Raw genomic sequence first — 24,366 nt, forward strand, 5'->3', positions numbered from 1 at the left:
TTAACGGAGTAGTTCAGTGGAAGAACTTCCGGCACTCTTCCGGATAGACGCAGGTTCGAGCCCTGCCTCCGTTTCAATGTACTGATAGCATCAATACCTAAATCATTTGAAATGGCCTTACCCAAAAAAAGGATGAGAAAAATTACAGTTGGAACCACCAGGTATGCATGGCGTGTAAAAGGTGGTGATGAAGGCCTCCATCTTTCAGTGATCCCCTTAAAACAACAACAGTATTTATTAACCGGTGGTTTCGGTTATCACTCTGTTGTAACCGGAACCAGCATTGCAGCAGATGGACAAACCATGACGCATTTAAAACCAACATTGGTGATAACCGGGTTTATTGTCCGCCAGGTTATTATCTATGCATTGAATGCGGGATGGTTGTCAGACGCAAACAAGCGTATTCTGCATGTAGGTGCGATGGATGACGAAGTAAGTTTTCATAAGTAATCGCTTGTTTAATACCCTTCTTTCACAAGATAAGTCCGGATACGCTTCATTACCATAGAAAGCTGGTTCCTCACCGTTTTCTCTGAGATCCCAAGGATGCTCGCTATCTGTGGATTATCAAGCGCATGATGGAAACGCATATGATACACCCGCTGATTCTGATCAGGAAGCTGTTCTATAAAATTGCTTAATTTATCCTGTAATTCCCTGTGAAGTAAAGGCGCATCTGCATGAGCATTCAATGATGCAGGCATGGCTGTTAAGTGTATATTGTCCTGCCGGGTCTTATCTCTTATGTAAGCCGCTACCGCAAACTTTACCGCACGTTTTAAATAGTGCGCCACCGGCTGATCAATCTTTAAAGTATCCCTGCGCTTCCAAAGCGAAATAAAAATATTCTGCACAATATCTTCTGCTACAAAATCATCCTGCATCAATTGTCGCGCAAGGTTTAATGACTCATACCAGTAACGATTATAGAGTGCACTAAACGACGCTTCATCAATAGTAAATGGTGCTACGGGATCCTCGTTAAACACAATACATAATTGAATTTATCTTTAAGGATGAATCAGGAAAGCCTTTCGGACAGGGCTCTCCACGCTGCGCAAAACTACCTATATAATACCGGGCGCGTTTTTCAAATCGGGAAAAAGACTTGCGCATTTGGGAATTAATGTGCGCCCATTATTCATTCGCCATAGAAATGTCAAAAACGGGAGATAATGAAATCTGCACCGGGACATCTGCCCCGCATCGGATACTATAGGATGAATAGAAATACGATGGATGTAAACAAAGACCTGCTTCAAAAGTATTACCAGGGACATTGTACAGACATGGAAAAGCAAATGGTGGAAGAATGGTTGCTGAGGCAGGATGCTTTTACCGGTGTGGTACACGATGATAATGAGGATGCCAGAGCGCGCATGTGGTATATTATCAACGCTAATACTATCGGTCATTCAAGGGCCAGGATACAGCGATTCAAGCAATACACCACCATTGCGGCTTGCCTGCTTGTTATTGCTACCACTGGTTTCTTAGTCTGGCAAAAAGTGTACAGGCTCCCGGCTGCATCTGCCTATATCATTATTGATAACACCAGCAGGCATTTACAGACACAACAACAAATGGGGAATGTGTTTTTGTCAGAATCGGCAAACGGACCACTGAGATTTATATCCACACCCGATAAGAAGGATTGTGTACTCTATACAAATTCTCTGATTATCAACAACCAACGAGGGGAAGATATATGGGTATACCTGAAAACCAGCAGTGAAAAATATAGCAAGATGGTGAAATTTCTGTGCCGTAAAAAAACAACCTACGTGGCGGGCTATATCACAGAACATAGTACAGGAGGGAGCCGGAAGTACCTATATTCAAAAGTATCAGGAACAGCCATGTTTATTCCGCAGGAATTTGAGAGCAATATCAACAGCCAGCTGAATGCCGCAAAGATCAACGGTAAGCAAAAAGGTCACACGACCATTATTATTTAAATCAAAATGTCGCACGAATCATTTCAGGAGTTATAAGCATACATAAAGCGTAAAAAAAAGTGAAACAGATTTTTATATTACTGTTATCAGGATGGCTTCTCCTGGTAGCCTGTCCTTCTATTGCCCAGGAAGCAAAACAGAAAGGCGATAATCTTATTTATGGTGACATCAGGAGCAAACTAGGAGAGCCTCTTATCGGCGCTTCTGTTAAAATAGACAATGAAAAAACATCCGGTGCCATCGCAGATTCTAATGGTACTTTTCAGATTCATACCCCACGCACCGGTAAAGTAACCATCCAGGTTTCCTCTGTAGGCTATCGCCCGCAAACAAGGGAAGTGTATCTTAAAACGGGGCAAAAAATATATCTCGGTTTTAGTCTCGCAGAAGATAACCGTCAGCTGGGAGAAGTAACTGTGGCAGGCGCCAGCGTGAATCAGCATAAGGTAAAGCAACTGAAGGAATCCGGTTTTAATGTGAATGTGATAGATGTCAATGAATATGGTAACACATCTTCCGATATCAACCAGGTGCTGAAACGTACTACCGGCGTACTGGTGAGAGAATCCGGCGGTGTCGGATCCGATTTTACCTTCCAGGTAAATGGGCTGGCTGCAAAGATCTACATCGATGATATTCCAATGGATCAGTATGGAAAATCGATGACACTGAATAATATCCCGGTGAACCTGATCGACCGGATAGAAGTATATAAAGGCGTGGTGCCCGCACATCTCGGATCAGACGCCATGGGTGGAGCGGTGAATATTATTACCAAACAGAAGACCCGTAAATTCCTGGACGCCAGTTATAGCTTCGGGTCTTTCAATACCCACCAGGTGGCACTTACCGGCGGTGTCAGGAACAAAAAAAATGGACTGAAACTGAGAGCCAGTACCTATTATAATTATTCCGACAATAATTATATGATGTACAGTGATTCCACCTATAATGTGAATCTCAACGTGGTGAAGAAAGATGAAACAGGTACTTTCCGCCAGGTAAGCATTGACAAAGCACGACGCTTTTATGATACCTACCGCTCTGCCATGGGAGAAGTAGAGGTGGGATATGAAAAAGTAAAATGGGCTGATTGGTTTACTATCGGGCTCACCTACTCTGAAAATAAAAAACAGAATCAGTTAGGCGCTACGGTTAATTCGGTGTATGGCGGTTTCTGGTCGGAAAACAAGTTCCTGATGCCTACGATTAAGTATCGCAAAGATAATTTTATCATTCCCGGATTATATGCTAACCTGTACGCCAACTACGCTAATAATAAAGATGTAAACAGGGATACGGCGTTATACCGGTACGACTGGACCGGCCACTGGGCAGCTAATTCAGGGGGTGATACCATTCCCCATGTATATACGAAATATTTCGATGACAGCTATACGGCCAGGGCTAATTTCAATTATAATCTCGACAAGGAAAACAATCATAGCCTCAATTTCAATTATACTTTTAGCACCACCCGTCGCAGAATCTATGATGAAGCGGAAACTAATCCTGAGAAAAGAGAACTTTCCGGCTTGCCCAATAAATTGGGTAAGCATATTGCGGGTATTGCCTGGCAGGGTCAGTGGCTGAATAGAAAACTCATTTCCGTAGCATCTTTCAAGTATTATGGCATGGGTACAAAGGCATTCATCGACAATAGGAAATTTGATGATTATGGCAAACCGATCAGCGGAGAGATCTATAGTGAGAAAAACTTCTTTGGTTATTCCAGCGGTTCATTGGCTTTACGTTACCGTATCACGCCCGACTGGGGAGTGAAAGGCTCTCTTGAAAGAGGATATAACCTGCCTGAGGTGGATGCGATGTATGGAGATGGAAAGAGAATACTGGCTAACCTGGATTTGAAACCCGAACGTAGCGACAACTATAACGTGGGTGCCTACTATAATCATTTCATCGGAGACCATTTCATTAACCTTGATGGATCGGTGTTTTACAGGAATTCGAAAGATTATATCATTTCGCAGGTAGTAGAAGGTACTAATCTGACCCAGAGCCGCAACTTACCAGGGGTGGTCCTGTACGGGCTTGAAGCAGAAGCCCGCTATGGTTATAAGGATATGGTGAATCTTTCCGCGAATGTAAGCTATGACAAAGCCATCGACAACTGGAAATACACCGATGCTACCAATTCGCAGATCAGCCTTGTTTATAAAGAGCAATTGCCAAACCGGCCATGGGTATATGGCAACGCCAACCTGATGCTGGGTAAACGGGATCTCATCGGAAAAGGTACCCGTTTGCAGTTCAATTACCTGTACCAGTATTCGCATTGGTACTATCTCACCTGGGCTAAACTGGGAAGTCCCGGCAGCAAGAACTTTGTACCCGGACAATCCGTGCATAGCCTTATTATGGCTTACAGCTGGAAGCAGGATATATACAATATATCAATGGAAGCCAGAAATCTTACAGATGAAAGGGTGTACGACAACTTCCGTTTGCAGAAGCCCGGTCGTGCGTTCTATGTAAAATTAAGAGTGTCATTAATGTAGTTCAGTATTCATATAAAATAAGCAAATGAAAAAGTTAAATTGGAAAAACGTATCAGCGATGTTGCTCGCCACCGTATGCGCAGTACCGTTAATACAATCATGCAGCAAAACGCCTGACAATAATAAAGGACCAGAAACGCCGGTAACGCCTAAGGCTTATGCGATTTTTGTGACCGTAGGAAATGCTTCCAGCAGTGAAAATTACTATACACTCACCGCAGGAGATCTGATGAAAGATACCCTGCTTAGCCCGGTGAACTCCGGCGTAGAACCGGATAATATTACTTTCTGGGTAGATATTTACAGTGCGTTTAACGGAGGCAATTTCTATTATACACAGGATGGAAACATCATCAGCAAGCAACGCATTGTAAACGGTAAGTACAAGGAAATAGGGAACATTGTGGCCGGTGCCGACTCCTGGCAGCTGGGCATGATGAAGACCGTCTTTAATAGTAGCGGATTGAATTTCCTGAGCTGGGAAGCAAAATACGATCCGGCTACAGATATCATTGAAAAGAATCTCTACATCGTAGATACTACCGGTGCGATGACCGTGAAGTCAAAAAATGCCATCAAGTTCCCGGTTCCTACCTATAAGCTGTATCGTGACGACGGAAAGGAATTAGATAAAAAGGATATTGCCATAACCCCCACCAGTTTTACTATCCGAGATGGCAAAGCCTTTGTTGGTTTTTACTACGACTGGGTAACAAAAATCGATACTGCCTATATGCTGGCATTTGATTATCCGGCCTTGACGAATGTGAAGCTGCTGAAAGACGCCCGCCTGGGTCACGTATCCGGTGCCTGGTATGCCAGTTCTTCCAGCTTTACGGATGATAACGGCGATTACTACTTTACTACTATCAGTAAAGATAAAAAATATGGTCTGTTGCGTATTAAAAAGGGCGCCACTGAAATTGATCCTACCTATGCCTACGACCTGAAAGATCTGGGAGATATCAGCAGTATCGCCAGCTGGGGAAGTTATGCAGGTATCGATCATCATGCTTACCTGAAAGATGGCCTGGCCTTTTTGGGATCCTATATTATAGATGTACGTAATAAAAAGGTGATCAAAGACCTGAACAGCTTCGGACTTGGTAAAGTGCAGAACACCATGGATACTTATACCGAGAATAATAATGATTTGTATGTAGTGTTGAAAACAGATGATGCCCGTTGGTTTATCGCTAAATACGACGTTACTGCCAATACGCTTAAAAGAGGCGTGGAAGTACACAGTGGTATCAAAGGTATCAGCCGCATAGGTCGCTTGTACTAGTTCTTCATTTACGATAAACGGGAACGCCGCTGCAACTGCAGCGGCGTTCCCGTTTATGGCCGTTTAAAGATTTAATTGGACGGGCTGAATACATAGCGGATCGTTACACCATAGGTGCTGGGATCGCCTAATACTGCGGCATATTGTCCTGCGTTACCTGCAGCTACAAGCAATTGCTCAAAGTAGTTTTTGTTGAACAGGTTACGTCCCCATACAAATACTGATACACCCTTTGCTGCACGGAAACCAATCCTGCCGTTTACCAGCGTGTAGCCATCAATGTTCAGGTAAGGAGAAGGGGAGGGACTGGAAGAGAATTCAGAGCGATAATATCCATCGAGTGCCACGAAGTATCTTCCTCCCTGGCCCAGGAATTTTCCACCAACAGATGCTTCACCACCCAGGCTGGCCGCCCATTTGGAAATGCCGGGTAATCTTCCGCCGGAAATGTCTTTGAAGGCATTGGCAGCGCCGGTTTCTTCCAGCGGTACCGGGGCATTTTTGAAGGATTTGTATTTACCGTCTGTATAAGACACAGCGCCAAAGAGAGAGAAGTGGTTACCAAAACGGATGTTACCATCCAGTTCCACGCCGCGTACCTGTACTTTTTCAGCATTGGCGAGGTAACCACGGTTTACGCCCAGTTCAGCGGTTTGCACTTGTGTCTGGAAATCTTTGATATCAGTGTTATAGATAGCGAGATTGAGGGTAGAAGAGGCAGAAGGACTTGTTTTAAGACCTACTTCAAAATGCTGTACATACTCCGGTTTGATCTCTGCCAGTTCCAGCATTGGTTTTCCACTGGCAGTCGGAAGTCCGCCGAGGTTAAGGCCTACCGGTTTGTAATTGGTAGAGTAAGTGGCGTAGGCATTGATATTATTATTGGCTTTGAATGCAACGGTCAACTGGCCGCTCAGGTTAGTATTATCTGTATTGGCAGAGAATACCTGGTCGGTGTACACGATGTTTTTCAACGCCAGCAACGCAGCATCATTAGTTTGCAGACCACCATATGTTTTGCGGCTGAAATCCAGTTTTTTATCATCGTAGTTATAACGCAAACCGGGGAGTACGTGGAGTTTTTCCGTGATGGCCCAGTCCAGTTGTCCGAATACAGCGCCGCTGACAGTCTTCAACCTGGAAGTAGTGCGGATACCATATCCATCCAGCAGTCCTGGTGTTTTCCATAACTCGCTGGTAGTAGTTTGTGAGAAGCGCCATTGTGCAGAGCCGGATTCCTCAATATGTACGGGATCTGTTTTCAGATCCTGACCGATAACGAATACACCGATCACGCCGCTCAGTTTGGAAGAGAAGTTACCGGCATAGCGCACTTCCTGTGACCACTGCTGGTGTTTGGAAGTAGCCTGTGATAAAGACAGTACTGATAACCCGGTAAAGTCGCGGTCGTTGGAGGGATCCCAGTTCCAATAGCGCCAGGCAGAAGTAGCGGTGAGGGTACCGCCGCCTATCCTGGCGTCTACGTTCACGGATAATCCACCCTGGTCGTTACCGGAGCGCCAGGTGGTGTTATGATCGATTAACCGGTCGAAAGGGTTGCGGCTGGGCAATTCATATTTGAGGTCAGCGATGATGTTATCAAACTGACGGTAAGCGGGGCGCTGTGTTTTTACCACACCTGCAATCACCTGTGCATATCCTTCGGGGCGTTGTTTGGAGGCATCGCCGATAAGGGTGATGTTCACACGTTCAGAGGCTGTGTAGAGGAGTTGAGCCCGTGCACCGATGTTATTGATATCGTTCACATGCCGTTGGGAAGATACATTGTAAATGGTACCGTCGCGCTGTGTACCGGAGAAGGAGACTTTACCGGCCAGTTTATTGACAATCTTACCGTTTACAGAGGCTTTTGCCTGGATGTATCCATAGTTGCCATAACTCACTTCTGCGCTGGCACTGGGAGCAAAGGTGGGCTTACGGGTGGTAATGTTCAGGGCGCCTGCGGTGGTGTTCTTACCGAACAGCGTACCTTGCGGACCGCGTAATACCTCGATCTGTTCTACATCCACAAAATCAAAGGTGGTGGCTGCAGGGCGTGCATAATACACGCCGTCCAGGTAAAATCCAACACCAGGATCAATACCATCGTTAGTTAGTCCGAAGGTGGAACCAAGACCGCGAATATTCAGCGTAGTGTTACGTGGATTGGAGGAATAGAGCTGTACGGAGGGGATCAGTTCTTTTACCCTGTTTACGTTAAAAGCGCCTGCGTCCTCGATCACGCCACCTCTTATTACTGAAATGGCGATAGGTACATTCTGGATCTTCTCATTACGACGGCGCGCCGTAACAGATACTTCATTGATCTGGCGGTTATCTATTTTGAGAACGATTTCCAGGTTGTTCTGGTTTTGTTCGGTCACTTCCACTTCACGGGAAGCAAAACCAATGGAGCTGACAGCCAGGGTAATGGGGAACGGGGCATAGGTACGAAAACTGAATTCTCCTTTGCTGTCTGCAATAGCGTGGTTGGTGGAGCCTTTCAAACTGATAGTTGTGCCGGGTACGGGGGATCCTTCTTCGCCTTTTACAACGCCCTTAATTACTTTTTGTGCAATCGCGGCGTTGACCACAAAGGTCGTGAGGAATAACAGAGATAGTAATCTTTTCATGATAATGATAATATAGGTTATATGATGATATTTGGTTGCTACAGTAGTCTACATAGTCTACTAACTTAGTGGACAAATATAATACTCAAAAGGAAAACTTTTATATTTTTTTTAACTATTCGGGTTTTAAGATCATGAGTAGCGCCAGGGGAGTGGTTATCAGCGGGTTAACCAGCTATACGCCGATATCATGAAGACTAAAGGCAATTTTGATATTTACGAATGTTCCGTAGATTTACGAAATATTCGTAATGTTATCATGAGAAAGTTAGCACACTACATAAAGTTATTGATCTGTCTCCTGTTGATTTTATCCGGGGAAAAGGCAAACGCACAAGCTGCTTTGGTACAAAAGGCCATAGATAAGGTAGGAAGTTACCAGCACTTAAAGTATCAACTTGTTAGTAAGATAAGGGAATATACCGACGACACGATGGTGTCGATCCACAAGGATCTGCTCCTGAAAGCGCCCGGCGATACTAATTTTGGTTATTTTTTCCGCATGGAAGCACTGAACCCCGGTAATTCGTTGCCTTATATAGCGGTATACAACGGGAAAAACCTGGCAGAACTCCATCCCCAGGACAGCACCTATACCATTGATAAAATAAAACCCTATCCTTTTGCCGGCTCATTGCCAGGGTATCTGAAAGTGATCAGCAACCTGCTGAAGAAAAAACCTTCCGAAATGGCCGCTGATACTACGATCGATGCCCATCCCTGTTCCCATGTAGTGCTTAATACATACGATACCGTTATTAATAAAGAACATTTATATACACGCATACACATCTTTATAGATCAGCTGTCCGGACTACCAGTAAGGATCATGGCAAATTCGAGATCTGCCAATACCGGTGATGGTATCACCGATTATTATTTAGAGTTCCGCTATACAAATTATGAGTTAACGGAAAGTCCGCAGGATCTTGTCGCCGTATCGGTTCCGGAAGGTTTCCATCTGCCCCTGGTGCAGACACCTGTGCCGGTTTTACTGGCCGCCGGCACTGTGGCGCCGGACTGGGAATTATACTCATCAGACGGAAGAAAGCTATCGTTGTCCCAATTGAAAGGCAAGGTAGTACTGCTCGATTTTTTCTTTATCGGTTGCATGCCTTGTATGCAGTCCCTGAAACCACTGAACAGGCTACACGAAAAGTATAAAAATGTGGAGTTCGTGAGTCTGACTTCCAGAGACAGCAAATCATCTGTCACAAAATTCCGGGGAAAGTATAATATCAGTTATCCTATCTATACTGATGCCGCTGATGTGGAGGCGCAATATCATGTCACCGGGTTTCCTACCTTTTACTTTATTGATAAGAAAGGCACTATCGCCAGCGTATTGGTGGGGTATGGCGATGATTTCGAACAGAAAGTAGCAGCTACACTGGACTCGTTATTGTAGCATAAATTTATTTTTCAGGTACGTAGGGGTATCCTTCTCCGGGAGACGTTACTTGTTTGTAACCATAAAACATTTAATGATCTCATGAAACAGTATGTTAATCTGTTAAGCACCTTGCTATGTCTTTTAATTACCTACCATAGCCCTTTGATGGCGCAAAAAAAGGCCGTTGCTGCAAAGCATGTTATTGAAAAAGAAGATACCATCCTGATGCTGAACGGGGAATCCAAACATGGAAAAATAAATGGTGTAGGATCAGATGTGGTATTGTTTGTACACAGCGGAGAAAAGCTGGAGTATTCCCTGAAGAAAACAGAGATCCAGAAGATCATTTTTGCCAGCGGCAGAACGGAACTCATCACAGCTCCGGCAGTAGCTAAATCCGCATCCGACGACTATCCGCCAAAAGTGGATAACCTCATTGCCATATTGCCTTTCAAGTATCGCAGTGTGGGAGAAGCGTTGGAACAGATCAACGCCACCAAAGAAAAACTACAGGACGATACTTATTCGTTCCTCAGCAAACGTAATGGCATCTACAAATTCCAGGATCCGCAAACCACCAATGCTTTGCTGATCAGAAAAGGGATTGATGAAAATACCATCAAGGGATATACGTTTGATGAACTGTGTAAAATACTGGGCACTGAGTTTATTGTACAGGGTGGATTGTCGCGCAGCAGCAAGGAAAATATTGCATCTGCAGAAACAAAAACCGCTACAAAAGATGACGACCGTATCCGGCAGAACAAAGCAGGGAGCACGGTGGTACAAAAAACATACGAAAACGAATTGTCTGTGTTGATCTACAACCGTCAGAACGAAAAAGTATTTGACAATCACCGCACGGCCATTCTGTCCAGCGAAGCCTCCTACAAGGATGCGTTGTTTTACATGCTGAAGAGATGCCCGATGTATAATAAATAGGCAGGCAAAACGCCGGGAATATTTCCCGGCGTTTCTGTTTTATGAAAATTATATTTTGTAAAACGGATGACTGGTACCAAGAAAGGTAAGACCGATTCCTCCTGCACCATTATAGAACCGGAGGATGTACAGCTTATTGGTGGTCAATGTTTGTACCACGGAGGCGGGAATAGTAAAGCTACCGCTGCTGCTGTTAGCCAGGTATTGATAGTATCCGATGGAATTACCCGTGTTTAATTCGTAAATCCCCACCCAGTTGGTAGATGATGCAGTCAGCGAATGAAAGCCACCCACAATGCTTTGGGAAGAAGAGTAATAATCCTGCCGCGTAAACCCGGTAATGGGTTTGTATTGCAGGGGATTGGTATTCCATTCGTGCAGCAACTTCAATAATGAATAACGACGGTAATTACTATCTACTGCATCTTTCGTGATATCCCAGGTGAATAATCCCCTGAACTGATGCGCTTTCAGGTATTCAGCTTTACGCCTGGTTTCATACAGGCTGTTGTACCGTTGTACATAGCCGGATGGCTTTCCCGGTGCATTAAAATAAGTGGTCAGGTACGGTGTAAAAGTGGTATCTGCCGGTTGAAGTTTTAACAGCGCTTCGTAACTCATTCCATCGCCTGCGCCGGTGCCGCTTGTATTGGCATATTGTGACCAAAGCCCGATACCAAAAGCCAGCTTATTTTTGCTCACTTTTTGCGCCCAGGTATCAGACACCGTAGCCAGGTTGCGGTTGGGTTCTGCCTGTAAATAGTCCATCTTTTCGCGGCCATAATCCTGGATGCCCAACAGGTCGGCGTTCTGATATACATCCTGGTTGATATTGGAGCGGCTGTGGTCACCGATGGCCAGCGATACGGTGCAGATTTTTCTTCTTCCCCTTGCAGTAGAATCATGCAGGGCTGTTGCCAGGTCGCGGATAAATAAAGGATAATTGGCGCCAATAAAGCCAGGGTCTAAAGAGCTGTCTTCAAAATCTATATCAATGCCATCGAGTTGAAAAGAATCTACATATGCCCGCATCAGGTATTGAATAGTTTGCGCCCTGTTCGTGTTATTAAAGAGTGTTGCTGTAGCTGCTCGTTGCACATCGTTGTTATGCAGATCGGATAAGGCAAGTACAATTCTTATATCCGGATTTTTTGACCTCACAAAACTAAGGATATCTGCGAGCGGTGGTTGCTGATAAGCGGTCGGCGATGCATCATTATCTCCCCAGATCAATCCTTTTTCTTCTGTTACCGTTTTCTGTGAGATAGTGGTGATCAGATAGAGCATATTAATATGCTCGTAAGCGTAGGCCTGGTAAGTGCCGATGCCCCAATACGGAAGATAGCCGCCTATGAGGAAGTCAGGCAATGCTACCGGGGTGGAAGGACCGCTATAGCTGGCAATATTTTTATTTTTAGGTAACTGTGTGATAGCAGAATTGGTATTCTTCTGACAGGCGGTCATCGCCATACAGAAAGCCAGTATGATACAGCTGTTTTTCATAAATGAATTTTTAGGAAATGCCCGGGAGCTTTTCCCCCAGGCATTTTTCAGGGTTACCAATTGGGATTTTGTACCATATTCGGATTTGCATTCAATTCATCTAACGGAATAGGCCAGAGATAATCCTTTGCAGCGTTGAACTTTCTTTCTTCCACAATTACCGGTTTACCGGTGGCAGGGTCTACGGCGCCTTCTACCGGGCCATTGAGCACGGTACCGATTTTCCATCTCCGGATATCAAAGATCCGCTGGCCTTCAAATGCCAGCTCTACCTGGCGTTCCCGGCGAACAAGTTCACGGAGTTTGTCTGCGTTGTTATACACCGCAGCATTGACTGCCGGCATGCCTGCCCGCTGCCGGATTTTATTCAGGTACAACAGTACATCCGGGTTTTGCGACTGCCCGCTTTCAATCAATCCTTCTACATAGTTCAGTAAAACTTCTGCATAGCGGATAATCATAAAGTTGAGGTTGCCGCTGTAAGTAGAACTGGCATCTTTTGGATCCAGGTATTTTTTCATCCAGAAGCCGGTGACGGTAGATTGCGGCTGACCGATCAGATCAGGATTGCCTGCTGTGGCGCGATCGAACGGCAACAGTTTACGGTTTACAAATACATCGCCGGGCAGCAGCACGGAAGCAAATAAGCGCGGATCGCGGTTGCCTTTGAACCCGGGATCTTTCTGATACACCAGGAAGCTATCGGTGCCGAGTTCCCGGATCGTTTTCCCCTGTAAGGTTTCATAGGTATTCACGATGGCGGCGGTAGGATTGGTGGCAGCCTGGCAGCCCAGGCTTTTAGGCGCATTGCGGAAAAATACTTCCACCTGTGCCCTGGGTTTGAAAAGAATGCGCTCTTTGTTGATCAGGCCATTATAGGAAAACAGATCTACATAGCTGTTGGTGCTGCTGTTGCTCTGGTGCAGTTCATAGACTTTCATGTCTATCACTTTTTTTGCGGCCACAGCGGCATTAGGGTAATCGCCCGCGTTGATGTAAAGAATCGACTGCATGGCATAACAGGCGCCTTTGCTCATACGCCAGGCATCATCATTGTCGTATTGATCCGGTAAATTGGCTGCACAGCTATCCAGTTCAGTCGCAATAAATTTTACCACTTCTTCTTTTGAATTCCGGGCGGCCATAGATTCCGCTGGCAGCAAGGCGTGATCCACGATAGGAATAGGACCGTACATCAGGAACAGCTGCAGGTGGTACCAGGCTCTCACGGCTCTTGCTTCATAAGCGTACCGGGTTTTAAATGCCGCATTTTCCACATAGGCGGTCTGATAGTGCTCCAGGAAACGGCAGGCTCTCCGGATATTGGTATAATAAAGGGCATACAGGTCGCGGGCAGAGCCGGTCTGGCTATTGGATAATCCGAGCGGATAGTTGCGCCAGTCGCCGAAGTTGCCGGCATGTATGGCTTCGTCGGTAATACCGGCCATATGCATTCTCGCGTCGGGCATATAGGAATAAGTGCCGGAAGGAAGACCGCTGTAAATATCATTCAATGCGGCTTTCAGCTGCGATTCCAGTTGCCACCATTTGTTATCGGTGGTGGCAGTGGGATTATCCTGTTCGAGGAAATTCTTTTCACATCCGCTGAGGCCCGTCAGCAGCAGGGCGGCAAATAAAGTATAATAAAGGAATGTTCTCATGATCTTGAATTTTTTGGTTAGAATCTCACATTTAAGCCGGCGGTATATACCCGCATGATAGGGTAGGTATTTTCATCGCCCCGGCTTTCCGGATCCATTACTTTCACATCGGAGAAGGTGAACGGATTCTGCGCATTGAAATAAATACGCAGGTTGGTGAGTTTGATACGACTGATCAGATCCGGGTTGAAATTGTAACCTATCTGGATATATTTCACCCTGGCATAGGCGCCGTTTACCTGCCAGAAATCGGAGGTGAGGCCATTGCTGCCCGGCGACGGGAGCAGGCGGGGGAAACGGGCCCCGGGATTTTCCGGTGTCCAGTAATCCTGGTGCCATTTCATGGGCGTACCACCTTCACCGGTTACGTTGAGGGGTAAGGCAATACGACCGGAATAAAATACCGGCACTTTTCCTGTGCCGGTAACCAGTGCTTCAAAATCAAAACTCTTATAGCGGAAAGAGAGGTTGGCAAAATAAGTACTGTAAGGATCCTGGGCGCCCAGCATCACCCGGTCTTTGTCGTCGATGACACCGTCATTATTCTGATCGAGGTAATGAATGTCACCGGCTTTCTGGCCTTTGAATATCGCAACGCCTTTTTCCACATCGCCCTGTTGCAACAGCCCCTGTGTTTTGTAGCCATAGTATTGACCAAAAGAATAGCCTTCCTGGCGGATTGTAGACCCTTCTATCAATGGGTTCGGCGTAATTTTGAGCAGGGTAGATTTGTTATAGGAATAACCTGCGTTGATGCTGAAACTGAGCGAACGGGATATTTTTCCATTATATCCTGCTTTTATTTCCCAGCCGTTATTTTTCATCTCACCAATGTTAATCGGCGTGCTTCCGATGGCGGAAGTAAGCGTGGGGGCAGGCTTCAGAATCAGGTTCGTGGTTTTTTTGTTGTACCAGTCGAACGTAATATCCAGTTTGTTTTTAAAGAAGCTCAGGTCTGTTCCCAGGTCCATGATGCCGATCGTTTCCCAGGTGATGTTCGGATTGGCAAAGGAAATTTCGGAGCCGCTGCCGGTGTTGATGGTAGACTGGTACTGATAAGGATCAATATTGTTGTTGCCCAGTTTTCCGTAGGAAGCGCGGAGTTTAAACTGATCCAGGAAGCGGATCTCTTTCAGGAGGTTTTCATTGTGTACGTTCCATCCCAGCGCGAGCGAGGGAAAGTTGCCCCATTTTTTACCGGGTGCAAACAGGGAGGAGCCATCTCTCCGGATACCTGCTTCTACCAGGTATTTATCGGCATAGCTGTAGTATAATTTACCAAAATAGGAAATTAATCCTTTCTCCGTCCAGGCGTCGGCGTTAGTAAGTTCTTTGGAATAGCCCGCAATGATGTTTACGCGGTGATTGTTGAATGTTTTATCGTAGTCGAGGTTACTACCTACATAATAGTAGCTGGACCGGGCAGAAGGGCCTGCAATTTTCACGACGTCGTAATCCCTGCCGGTTTTCTGGTTGGTAAAATAATCGAAGAATATATAGCTGTCCCTGTCTTTTTTATCTGCCCCGGAAGATACCCGGTAGCTGAACTGGCCTTTGAGGCTTAATCCTGGAATCAATTCCCATTTTGGCCGAAGGTTAATCAGTACTTCATCCCGCAGCTTTTCCGTGATGCCGCCTTTTTCCAGGTTGGCAACTGGATTGGAGCTTTCGCTGAAATTGCCATAATAGGTATAGCCGGGTCTTTCTGGTTTCTCAGGGAATTTGGCAGCCACATTGGGAGGCGCTTTATAGGCCCATCCGATGATATTGGAAGTGCCGTATCCCCAGGAATAAGGCTCCGTCTGACGGTCGCGGGAGGCAAAGAGATCCATGTATACCACGATGTTTTTACGAAGATCCACACTGGTATTGGCACGAACGGAGCCACGTCCGAAGGAGGAATTTTGTATCATGCCTTCCTGTTGCAGGTAGTTGGCGCTCAGGAGAAACCGCGCGGTGCTGTTACCACCGGATACCGTGAGGTTATGATTGGTGATATTGGCTGTTTTCCGGAATACCAGGTCGTTCCAGCTGGTATTCGGATATTTTACAGGATCGTCGCCCTTTTCGGTGGCGCTGATTGTTTCGGGTGTATAGATAGGATCGCCGCCGCTATTGCTTTGCGCTTCATTGATCATGCGCATATAAGTAGGGGCATCTACGAAATCGGGAATATATTTGGAAGATTGTACCCCGGCATATGCGTTATACTGTACGTCTACTTTGCCGGCCTTTCCGCGTTTGGTAGTGACCAGGATAACCCCGTTGCCGGCTCTGGCACCATAGATGGAGGCGGCAGCAGCATCTTTCAGCACGGTGATGCTTTCTATGGTGTTAGGATCCAGCTTATCCATATCAAAGGGAACTCCGTCTACCAGGATCAGTGGCTGCGATCCAAGGAAAGTACCTACGCCCCTGATTTTAATAGCCGCAGCATCACCGCCGGGAAGGCCGGAACCCTGTGATACGGCAATGCCGGTAACGCCGCCCTGCAGGGCCTGCGACAACTGCGTAATCGGTTTGTTATTCAGGTTGCTCAGGTTCACGGTACCCACGGAGCTGGCCAGGTGTTTTACTTTCTGTTCAGAGAAACCGGTCACCACTACTTCGTTTAACCCGCTCACATTTTCTTCCAGCGATACAGTCAGGTTGCTTTGGCGGTTGTTGATATGGTATTCGAAGGGCAGGAAACCGGTATAGGAAAACACCAGTGTTTGTCCGGGTTCTACCTTGATATCGAAGAAACCGTCATTGTCGGTGGCTACGCCCCGGGTGGTACCCTTGATCACTACACTTACTCCCGGCAGGGGAACAGGCGGTTCTTTGCGGTTGTACACTCTTCCACGTAGCCGCATGGTATCTGAAGGCGCCTGTATACCGGAAATGGAAGGTGCCACCGGATCTTTCGTGATCACAATCACCTGGTTGCTTTTCTCCACATAGTGCAGGTTCATTTGCCGGGTCATGTAGGCGACCAGGTCTTTGATGGTGGCGCTGTCGAATTTTACGGTGATCATTTTCCGGGCGTCTATTTCGTCGTTGTTGTAAAAGAAACGGTACCTGGAGTTGGATTCCATGTATTCCACAAGTCGGCCCAGTGTGATATTGGAGAAATTGACCCGTAGTTTTTTCTGCGAATAACCGGTCGCGGAAACCTGTAGGAAAACCAGTATCAGAAAAGTAGTTAGCTTCATAACTTTAATCAATAGTTTGATTGGAATCATACCAATAAACCTACCTGTAAGTGCAGATAATTTCATAATTTAGTTGTGTTGAGTTCAGACAATAGGAAATCCTGAAACCTCTTTTTGTTAAAGATTTCCCTTTACTTGACGAAACGGGGAATGTGGCTGCATTTCCCGTTTTTTCTTTTTACCGGAGGAGGGTGCTAGCTAAAGTCCCGCCACAGACGGTGGCCATAGCGTGTTGATTGATTCATAGCATGACGAATAAATTCTGTGAATAGATTATTGGTTGTTAATAGATAATAATTTGACCGGCTACTGTTTTATAATTGAAATGTTTCGTGGCTTGCAGGATATTTAATAGTTCTGTAACAGATTCATCTTTTACTTTCCCGGAGAAGCTGGCCATTTTGATGGCATCATCCTGGAATATTATTTTTACATTGTACGCCCGTTCTATTTGTGCGGCCAGTTGTTCAAATGTTTCTTCTCTGAAAATCAGTTTGTATTCCAGCCAGGCAGTTTCCTGCACCTGTTGATCCACCGGATCTTTTACCAGCGGGCCTATCCTGATGTCGGGCTTTGTGTGGGTGGCTGCAGTTGCCGTTGCCGGCGTGCCGGACCGGGTAGTCGTTACCGTAGTCAGCTGGTTATCCACTTCCACTTTTTCGCCTGGTTTTAATAATATTTTATTGTCTTTTTGCCGGTGGATAGTTACTTCCACCGCACCACTGATGAGGGCTGTTTCGGTTTTGGATTCATTGGGATACGCTCTCAGGTTAAATACAGTGCCAAGCACTTTTACATCTACCGTAGCAGTATGAATAATAAAAGGACGATCCGCATTTTTGGCTACCTGGAAATAGCCTTCTCCTGTCAGCTTCACTTGCCGGTTACTATTCATAAAATCAGTAGGGTAGGCCAGTTCGCTGCCTGCATTCAAGGTCACGGTGGTGCCATCGGGCAGCACTACATTGCTGCGGGTGCCCGGCTTTGCCTGTACAATGCTCCAGTTAACCCGTTGCTGCGACTGGAAAAAATAAAGGGAGCCGGCTACTATCAGCCCCAGGAATATAGCTGCCGCCCAATACCATCGCTGATGGAGTTTTCGTACTGGCGTTGGAGGTATTTCTGCCGGTTGTTGCTGGTGGAGTATATGCTGGAGCATCTGTTCTTTCCGGTCAGCAGGAATAGCGCCGCTGGTGGATACTGTGGCCTGTTGCATGGCCAGCACTTTAGCCGCCAGCTCCGGGTCGGCTGCCAGCAGGCGATCCAGTTCTTCTGTTTCCATCCTGTCCAGTTCTCCCGATATTTTCCTGGCGATCAGCTTCCATACCCTTGAATTTGCTTCCAATTGTTACAGTTTATGAATGAGCGTTGTATATAAGACAACCCGGAAAGGGAAATCCTACTAAAGGGAATAAAAAAAATTGGAGCGTAGTTAGAGGTCTATATACTGACCGATTTTTATCTGCTGGCTGATTTTCTTCAGGGCAATACCCATTTGTACGTTGACGGTGTTGATGGACAACTGCAGAATATCCGCTGCTTCCTGGTATTTCAGGCCATCTTCTTTTACCAGTTTAAAGATCATCCGGCAGGCTGGCGGCAGGTTGTTGATCACGCGCGCGATGGCTTCCAGGTTTTCTTTGCTGATCAGTTGTTTATCGGGAGATATAACGGTGAGTTCCTGTGGAGTATCGATCTCTTCAATCGTGGCGGCAGATGCCAGCGGGTTTCTTTTTTTGAGATAATTTAAAGCGGTATTTCTAACGGCAGAATAGAGGTAGGTATTGATATTTTTTACTGCGCCGAGGTTTTCCCGGCGTTGCCATATATTGAAGAACACATCTGATACTACTTCTTCTGCTTCCTGAGGAACCTGTAAAATAGTATTGGCAAATCTGAACAGCCGGTCACTATACAGGTGAAAGAACTGGCGGAATGCCTGCTCATCACTATTCACTATTCGCGGAATCAACAGAGATACATCCAATATCTGGCCGGTTTAATGGCTAAAGCTAACGATTGGTGAGAACTTAAACTAACGGGATATTAGCTGATTTAAATGTTTTTTTAACAACACGCCGGTACCCGGAGAGTGTGTATTCAGTACACATTCTCCGGGCATTGCAGCGTTGGCTTACCACTTCGGATTCTGTGTCAATGCTTTGTTCAGCAATATTTCCTGCGTGGGCAGCGGGAATAAATAATCCCGGTTTTCATTAAACGACTTTTTAATAGCCGGTAATACGGTAATCAAACCTCCGTTGGCACCGTTTTCCAACTGAATATCCACACCCAGTTCCAAGTATTGCGCAGCAGGAATAGCAGGTCTGGTACCCGTGAAGATGACCACATCCGTCTGGCCGTCATGATCCAGGTCGTAAGCACCTGGTCCTTTAAAATGCATGCCTTTGAATTGATTGGTCAGCAGGTGTCCTTCTTTCCAGCGCATCAGGTCATTCCATCTCAATCCTTCCATTACCAGTTCTACACGCCGTTCTCTTCTGATCTCCAGGAGCACGCCTTTGTTCTGGTCACTCACATGGGTATACGCAGTAGCCAGGAAAGGATCTATATGGCTGTTGGCATCCGCCATACTCAGCGATGGCATGTTCACCCTTGCCCTTAATCGGTTGATGGAAATATCCAGATCTGCCTGTGTAAGCGTACCGAGTTCGGCTTTGGCTTCTGCATAGTTCAGGAATGCTTCGGCCAACCGGAATACCGGTAAAGGATTGGCGTTACCATTTAATTTATCCTGTGTTTCGTCGGTAACGAATTTTGTTAACTGATAACCGGAACTGGTGCTGGTAAAAGACGGTGCTGAGGTAACAGCGGCCCCGATCCGTTTATAGCCCGGTGTTCTGATGGTTTGTGCCAGCCTGGGATCCCTGTTCTGCGTTTCCGTGAAAAAGGAAAGGGTATCGTAGCCTGGTGTATCGGTTAACCTGCTTCCATCTTTCATGAGATAAGAATTGACAAGATTCTTTTCCAGTCCCGGTTTACCAAAGGAAGGGGAGATGGTATAATAGTTAACGCTGTAATAGATATTCGCCTGCGCCAGGAAACTACGTGCCAGGATGTATTCACTATTATTTTTTGATGCGGTGGTAAATAGCTCCTGGTAGGCGGTTTGAGGGCCGCTACCGGTGTACAGGTTATACTGACCGCTGCTGATCAGTTGTGCCGCCGCAGTGGCTGCCTGTGTGAGCAGATCGGTACTTCCCGGCAGTGAAAACTCTGTATGGTATTTCCGGAAGGTCCCTTCAAAAAGACAGATCCTGGATTTCAGCGCAAGCGCCGTCCATTTATTTACCTTATTTACGCTCGCTTTGGTGGAGTCCAGGTTATTGATGGCGTAGTTGATATCCTGCAAAACAGAGTCGATGATCATGACCCTTGAATCCCTGGGTTTTAATAATGCTTTATCATCATCTGCAGCTATTACATTGGAATACCAGGGCACATCTCCGAAGCGGGTGACCATAGAGAAGTAAAAGAAGGCGCGGAAAAACCGGGCGGTTCCTTCATACTTATTGATGATAGCCGGGTTCACGCTACCCGTTCTGCAATTATTGATAAAGTAATTGATGTTTCTCAGTGCGCTCCAATCCCATCCCCCGCCTGATACAGGAATGGTCCGGTTGCCGGTAAGCTCACTGGGCAGGCTGTTCAGGATGATGTTGTCTGAGTTCTCACCGGTTAAGCCATAGAAAGGAAGTGTAGGTGTTTGATCGTTGCCGGAAGGACCAGGTATCACCACATCATAAAAAGAATTCGTGTAAAGGTCCAGCTGATTCTCCGAATTAAAAGCGTTATTGGGAGATATCTGTGAAAGCGGATCTCTGTCAAGAAATTTTGAGCAGGAAGCAAGTGTTAATGAAACCAGTATCGCTGCTGATATTTTTTTTATATCCCGTTGCATAGTTGATGTCCGTTGTAAGATTAGAAAGTTACGTTTACGCCCATGGTATAGTTCTTCATGTAGGGATACGACCTGGCGCCATTGTCGGTAGCATTGGCCGCAGAAGAATTGGCATTGTAGGCGCCGCTGCCTCTGTCCACATCATAGGGCCCTACAGATTCCGGATCTATGTATTTAGACCTGAACTTCGTAAAGGTGAGCAGGTTTTGTCCGGAGAAGTAGATATATACATTCTGCACATAGTTACGGAAGCGGCCCAGGGTAGCAGGAGTAACGGTATAACCAAGGGTCATTGTTTTCAGTCGCAGGTAACCGATGTTTTGCAGATAGCGGTCGTTGGGCGTATTCAATGCACCGCCGGAATACACTTCATAACCTCTCACGATAGGGAAATAAGCATCCGGATTTTCCGGTGTCCATACGTCTTTTCCAAAGTCTTTAGGAATGAAGGAAGTATACGGTCTTCCATACACGCCCCAGAAAAGGCCTGCTTCTACTGTTGGGTACCAGTCTTGTTTCAACACGCCCTGGAAGAATAAGGACAGGTCAAAATTGTTCCAGTTCACGCGGGTGTTAAAGCCGTAAGAGTAGCGGGGTAAGGAGTTACCGATCACTTTCAGATCGCCATGATCCGATACGGTATTACTACCGTTATTGATAGTTTTATCTCCGTTGAGGTCTTTGAATTTCACGTCGCCGCCTTTTAGTTTGCTCCATTCTCCGGGCGATTCTACCCGCTGCGACTGATCGATCTGGTCCTGGTTGATAGGCCATGCCGCAGCTTCTGCATCATTCCTGAATAAGCCATCTGTGGAGTAGCCCCAGATTTCTCCTATCCGCTGGCCTACATAGTAGTTATTTAATAATTGTTTGGGGTTATCAAATTTGGTGATCTTCGCCGTATAGTCGCTGATGTTACCTCCAACGGATACGGTCATATTTTTACCACCTACGAGGTAGTGATTACTCCAGTTGAAAGAGAATTCAAAGCCGTCGGTTTGCAGGTTACCGGCATTTTGTTTGGGTGAGCCGGCCCCGAATACGCCGGGAAGGGTTTTACCATTGATCAGCATGTCTGTGGTGAGGCGGCGGTAACGGTCGAAACTGAGTTGCAGGTTTTTAAATACGGTTACATCAATACCCACGTTTAAAGACTTGGTTTTTTCCCAGGTAAAATTGGGGGTAATAGGATTGGGCGCATTGATATATTTCACCTGTCCGTTGCTGTTCACCCAATTGCTGGTACCATTGTTCATGACGGGGATATAAGGGTAGAAATCGGCCGAACTGCTGCCCACGTCCTGGTTACCCAGCAAGCCATAGGAGGCTCTTAATTTCAGGTCGCTGACCTGTTTTTTGAGCGGTGCAAAGAAGTGCTCGCTGCTGATGCGCCATCCGCCGGATACAGAAGGGAATAATCCGAAACGGCTGCTCCGGGGAAACCTGGTGGTACCATCATACCTGCTGTTGAGTTCCAGTAGGTATTTGCTTTTGTAGTCGTACGCTACTCTGCCGAAAACGCCCATCAGCGCCCATTCTTTTTCATTACCGGCAGCGTAGTTGCTTCCGGTGGCCAGGTCCAGTTCATTCAGGTCGTCGGACAACAGATCAAACGCCCGGGCATTGGTATATTTAAACCGTTGCAGTTCCTGGTTATAGCCGGCGGTAACCTGCAGGTGATGACCTTTCCAGTTATTGGTGTAAGTGGTGAAGAGGTTGAGGGTCTGATGCTGGTCGATGTTATTGGTTTCTGCTAAATAGCTGTTGCCATCGTATTCATATTTGCCCGGATAAACGGACCAGGGAAACTTCGCAGACCGTTGTGTTAAGTAGCTGGGCATGTATTCGTAAGAGAAGTTACCATCTACTTTCAGTTTGTCTTTGAAGAAGTTCATGGTGAACCCCAGGATCTCCGAGATATTGTATTTTATTTCCTTTCCTTTTGACTTGCCATACGACAATTCAGGATATTCACTGGCGGCATAGTTATTCAGGTTTGTTCTGAACCGGAAGGAGCCATCGGGGTTTTGGGGAACATAGGCGGCCATAGCGTGATTATACAAACCGGTATTGTTACCATATTTACCGGCGCCGGGCCAGTTGTTCTGACCGGTGGAGAACTGCACATTGGTGTAGAGGTTCAGCCAGTCTTTTACCTGTGAGTTGATTTTTGCTCTGAGGTTATAGCTTTTGTAGCTGTCGTTTCCCAGGTAGTCCTGGTATAACCCGCTCTGGGAAAGGTATCTGCCGGAAAGGAGGATATTTGTTTTTTCCGATCCGCCGCTCAGCGTGAAATGATGTTCCATCTGGGGCGTGGCTTTTCTGTAGAGGTAATGCCACCAATCAGTATTACCGTAGGAAACATACATATCGGTACCATTGCGGTTTTGTTTGACGATATCCGGCAGACTTTTATCTGTTTGTCTCTTTTTTAATTCGGCATAGTCGTTATCGTTATAGCCTGAATAGCTGCTGCCGGTGTTGCGGCTGAAAGCCTCATCTACCAGTTTCAGTTGTTCATATCCGTCTGTCATGAAATCGGTTCTGGTAGTAGGGGTTTGTATGCCGTAGCTATATCCGTAGGAGAGATTTAATTTACCTGTTTTGGCCGTTTTGGTGGTGATGAGTATTACGCCGAAAGCGGCTCTTGCACCATAGATGGCAGCAGAGGCCGCGTCTTTCAGTACCGTAACGGAACTGATATCATTGGGGTTCAGCAGATCCATTTTACCAGGTACACCGTCGATGATGATCAGGGGGGAGCCGCTTACATTGTTGATGGAGGCCATTCCTCTTACGTTAAAGGTGGCAACGCTGCCGGGGTGGCCATCTCCGAAGTTGATGTTCAGATTGGGTATAACACCTTGCAGTGCCTGTCCTACGGTGGCTACCGGCTTATTTTCAAAAGCAGTGGCATCCACCTGGCTCACAGCCCCGGTGAGGTTTACTTTTTTCTGCGTGCCATAACCTACTACCACGATATCGTTTAGCTGCTTATTACCTGGTTTCATGCGTACGAGCAGGTTCCCGATATTATTGACAATGGCTACTGCTTTTTCGGTATAGGCTTCATAACCGACGTAGCTGAATTGAAAATCATATTTGTTGCCGATAGCGAGGTTGTCTATACTGAACAGTCCTGCGCTGTCTGTTTGTGTGGCGCTGCTGAAGGTTTTGTTGAGCCATGCGCTGACCGTTACTCCCGGCAGCGGACTTCCCTTTTCATCCAGCACGGTTCCTTTTATCTTTGCATTTTGTGCATAGACCAATACCGGGAGGAAGCCCAGCAGGAGAAAGAGGATGCCGATAGTTTTCTTTTTAAAGAGGATCATGTTTGATAATTTTCATTC

The 24,366-nt window shown here is 46.2% G+C and carries 15 protein-coding genes and 1 tRNA gene; 7 read left to right on the forward strand and 9 right to left on the reverse strand.

The window, feature by feature from the left end; translation table 11 throughout:
- Window positions 1–2 precede the first annotated feature (2 nt).
- Both BMW79_RS13925 and BMW79_RS13930 read left to right on the forward strand, forming a co-directional pair.
- Window positions 3–74: transfer RNA gene (locus BMW79_RS13925), tRNA-Glu, on the forward strand.
- Between the two features lie 58 nt (window positions 75–132).
- The gene (locus BMW79_RS13930) at window positions 133–453 is read left to right on the forward strand and encodes a hypothetical protein (RefSeq protein ID WP_143059153.1); all 321 of its coding nucleotides are present in this window, start codon (window positions 133–135) and stop codon (window positions 451–453) included.
- A gap of 8 nt (window positions 454–461) precedes the next feature.
- On the opposite strand, the gene BMW79_RS13935 is transcribed toward BMW79_RS13930, so the two are convergent.
- Window positions 462–992, reverse strand: coding sequence for a sigma-70 family RNA polymerase sigma factor (locus BMW79_RS13935; RefSeq protein WP_177192160.1), 531 nt, complete (start codon window positions 990–992; stop codon window positions 462–464).
- Window positions 993–1,178: 186 nt separating this feature from the next.
- Here BMW79_RS13935 and BMW79_RS13940 point away from each other — a divergent pair, with 186 nt between their 5' ends.
- From BMW79_RS13940 to BMW79_RS13950, 3 genes are read left to right on the forward strand one after another with little or no spacing between them, the layout of a single operon-like run.
- The gene (locus tag BMW79_RS13940; RefSeq protein WP_089895696.1) at window positions 1,179–1,961 is read left to right on the forward strand and encodes a hypothetical protein; all 783 of its coding nucleotides are present in this window, start codon (window positions 1,179–1,181) and stop codon (window positions 1,959–1,961) included.
- Window positions 1,962–2,020: 59 nt separating this feature from the next.
- Window positions 2,021–4,480 carry a TonB-dependent receptor gene (locus BMW79_RS13945; protein WP_089895698.1) on the forward strand — a complete coding sequence of 820 codons (2,460 nt, stop codon included), beginning with the start codon at window positions 2,021–2,023 and terminating at the stop codon, window positions 4,478–4,480.
- Window positions 4,481–4,505: 25 nt separating this feature from the next.
- Window positions 4,506–5,768: an MBL fold metallo-hydrolase gene (locus tag BMW79_RS13950; RefSeq protein ID WP_089895699.1), complete on the forward strand. Its 1,263-nt coding sequence runs from the start codon at window positions 4,506–4,508 to the stop codon at window positions 5,766–5,768.
- 71 nt (window positions 5,769–5,839) lie between these two features.
- On the opposite strand, the gene BMW79_RS13955 is transcribed toward BMW79_RS13950, so the two are convergent.
- Window positions 5,840–8,401 (reverse strand): TonB-dependent receptor, encoded by a 2,562-nt coding sequence (locus tag BMW79_RS13955; RefSeq protein WP_089895702.1) that lies wholly within the window; start codon window positions 8,399–8,401, stop codon window positions 5,840–5,842.
- 259 nt (window positions 8,402–8,660) lie between these two features.
- Between BMW79_RS13955 and BMW79_RS13960 the strand changes: the two genes are divergently transcribed.
- Window positions 8,661–9,809 carry a TlpA family protein disulfide reductase gene (locus BMW79_RS13960; protein ID WP_177192161.1) on the forward strand — a complete coding sequence of 383 codons (1,149 nt, stop codon included), beginning with the start codon at window positions 8,661–8,663 and terminating at the stop codon, window positions 9,807–9,809.
- An 84-nt stretch (window positions 9,810–9,893) separates the two neighbouring features.
- Window positions 9,894–10,736, forward strand: coding sequence for a hypothetical protein (locus BMW79_RS13965; protein WP_143059154.1), 843 nt, complete (start codon window positions 9,894–9,896; stop codon window positions 10,734–10,736).
- Window positions 10,737–10,784: 48 nt separating this feature from the next.
- Here the strand turns inward: BMW79_RS13965 and BMW79_RS13970 are convergent, their stop codons facing one another.
- The 7 genes from BMW79_RS13970 to BMW79_RS14000 form a co-directional block, all read right to left on the reverse strand.
- The gene (locus tag BMW79_RS13970; RefSeq protein ID WP_143059155.1) at window positions 10,785–12,239 is read right to left on the reverse strand and encodes a glycoside hydrolase family 18 protein; all 1,455 of its coding nucleotides are present in this window, start codon (window positions 12,237–12,239) and stop codon (window positions 10,785–10,787) included.
- A 53-nt stretch (window positions 12,240–12,292) separates the two neighbouring features.
- Window positions 12,293–13,900, reverse strand: a complete 1,608-nt coding sequence (locus BMW79_RS13975) for a RagB/SusD family nutrient uptake outer membrane protein (RefSeq protein ID WP_089895710.1) — start codon at window positions 13,898–13,900, stop codon at window positions 12,293–12,295.
- Window positions 13,901–13,917: 17 nt separating this feature from the next.
- Complete coding sequence (locus BMW79_RS13980) at window positions 13,918–17,094, reverse strand: TonB-dependent receptor (RefSeq protein ID WP_177192162.1); 3,177 nt, start codon at window positions 17,092–17,094, stop codon at window positions 13,918–13,920.
- Window positions 17,095–17,377: 283 nt separating this feature from the next.
- The gene (locus tag BMW79_RS13985) at window positions 17,378–18,439 is read right to left on the reverse strand and encodes a FecR family protein (protein ID WP_089895714.1); all 1,062 of its coding nucleotides are present in this window, start codon (window positions 18,437–18,439) and stop codon (window positions 17,378–17,380) included.
- 87 nt (window positions 18,440–18,526) lie between these two features.
- Window positions 18,527–19,081 carry an RNA polymerase sigma-70 factor gene (locus BMW79_RS13990; protein WP_177192163.1) on the reverse strand — a complete coding sequence of 185 codons (555 nt, stop codon included), beginning with the start codon at window positions 19,079–19,081 and terminating at the stop codon, window positions 18,527–18,529.
- Window positions 19,082–19,228: 147 nt separating this feature from the next.
- The gene (locus BMW79_RS13995) at window positions 19,229–21,016 is read right to left on the reverse strand and encodes a RagB/SusD family nutrient uptake outer membrane protein (protein ID WP_177192164.1); all 1,788 of its coding nucleotides are present in this window, start codon (window positions 21,014–21,016) and stop codon (window positions 19,229–19,231) included.
- A 20-nt stretch (window positions 21,017–21,036) separates the two neighbouring features.
- Window positions 21,037–24,348, reverse strand: coding sequence for a SusC/RagA family TonB-linked outer membrane protein (locus BMW79_RS14000; RefSeq protein WP_089895718.1), 3,312 nt, complete (start codon window positions 24,346–24,348; stop codon window positions 21,037–21,039).
- Window positions 24,349–24,366 lie beyond the last annotated feature (18 nt).

The sequence above is a fragment of the Chitinophaga arvensicola genome (assembly GCF_900110835.1).
GTDB lineage: Bacteria > Bacteroidota > Bacteroidia > Chitinophagales > Chitinophagaceae > Chitinophaga > Chitinophaga arvensicola.

What these genes read in the sequence shown, in the direction of transcription:
- BMW79_RS13930 (WP_143059153.1), top strand. Translation starts at nt 133, where the DNA reads ATGAGAAAAATTACAGTTGGAACCACCAGGTATGCATGGCGTGTAAAA.
- BMW79_RS13940 (WP_089895696.1), top strand. Translation starts at nt 1,179, where the DNA reads ATGAAATCTGCACCGGGACATCTGCCCCGCATCGGATACTATAGGATG.
- BMW79_RS13950 (WP_089895699.1), top strand. Translation starts at nt 4,506, where the DNA reads ATGAAAAAGTTAAATTGGAAAAACGTATCAGCGATGTTGCTCGCCACC.
- BMW79_RS13955 (WP_089895702.1), bottom strand. Translation starts at nt 8,401, where the DNA reads ATGAAAAGATTACTATCTCTGTTATTCCTCACGACCTTTGTGGTCAAC.
- BMW79_RS13960 (WP_177192161.1), top strand. Translation starts at nt 8,661, where the DNA reads ATGAGAAAGTTAGCACACTACATAAAGTTATTGATCTGTCTCCTGTTG.
- BMW79_RS13965 (WP_143059154.1), top strand. Translation starts at nt 9,894, where the DNA reads ATGAAACAGTATGTTAATCTGTTAAGCACCTTGCTATGTCTTTTAATT.
- BMW79_RS13970 (WP_143059155.1), bottom strand. Translation starts at nt 12,239, where the DNA reads ATGAAAAACAGCTGTATCATACTGGCTTTCTGTATGGCGATGACCGCC.
- BMW79_RS13975 (WP_089895710.1), bottom strand. Translation starts at nt 13,900, where the DNA reads ATGAGAACATTCCTTTATTATACTTTATTTGCCGCCCTGCTGCTGACG.
- BMW79_RS13980 (WP_177192162.1), bottom strand. Translation starts at nt 17,094, where the DNA reads ATGAAGCTAACTACTTTTCTGATACTGGTTTTCCTACAGGTTTCCGCG.
- BMW79_RS13995 (WP_177192164.1), bottom strand. Translation starts at nt 21,016, where the DNA reads ATGCAACGGGATATAAAAAAAATATCAGCAGCGATACTGGTTTCATTA.
- BMW79_RS14000 (WP_089895718.1), bottom strand. Translation starts at nt 24,348, where the DNA reads ATGATCCTCTTTAAAAAGAAAACTATCGGCATCCTCTTTCTCCTGCTG.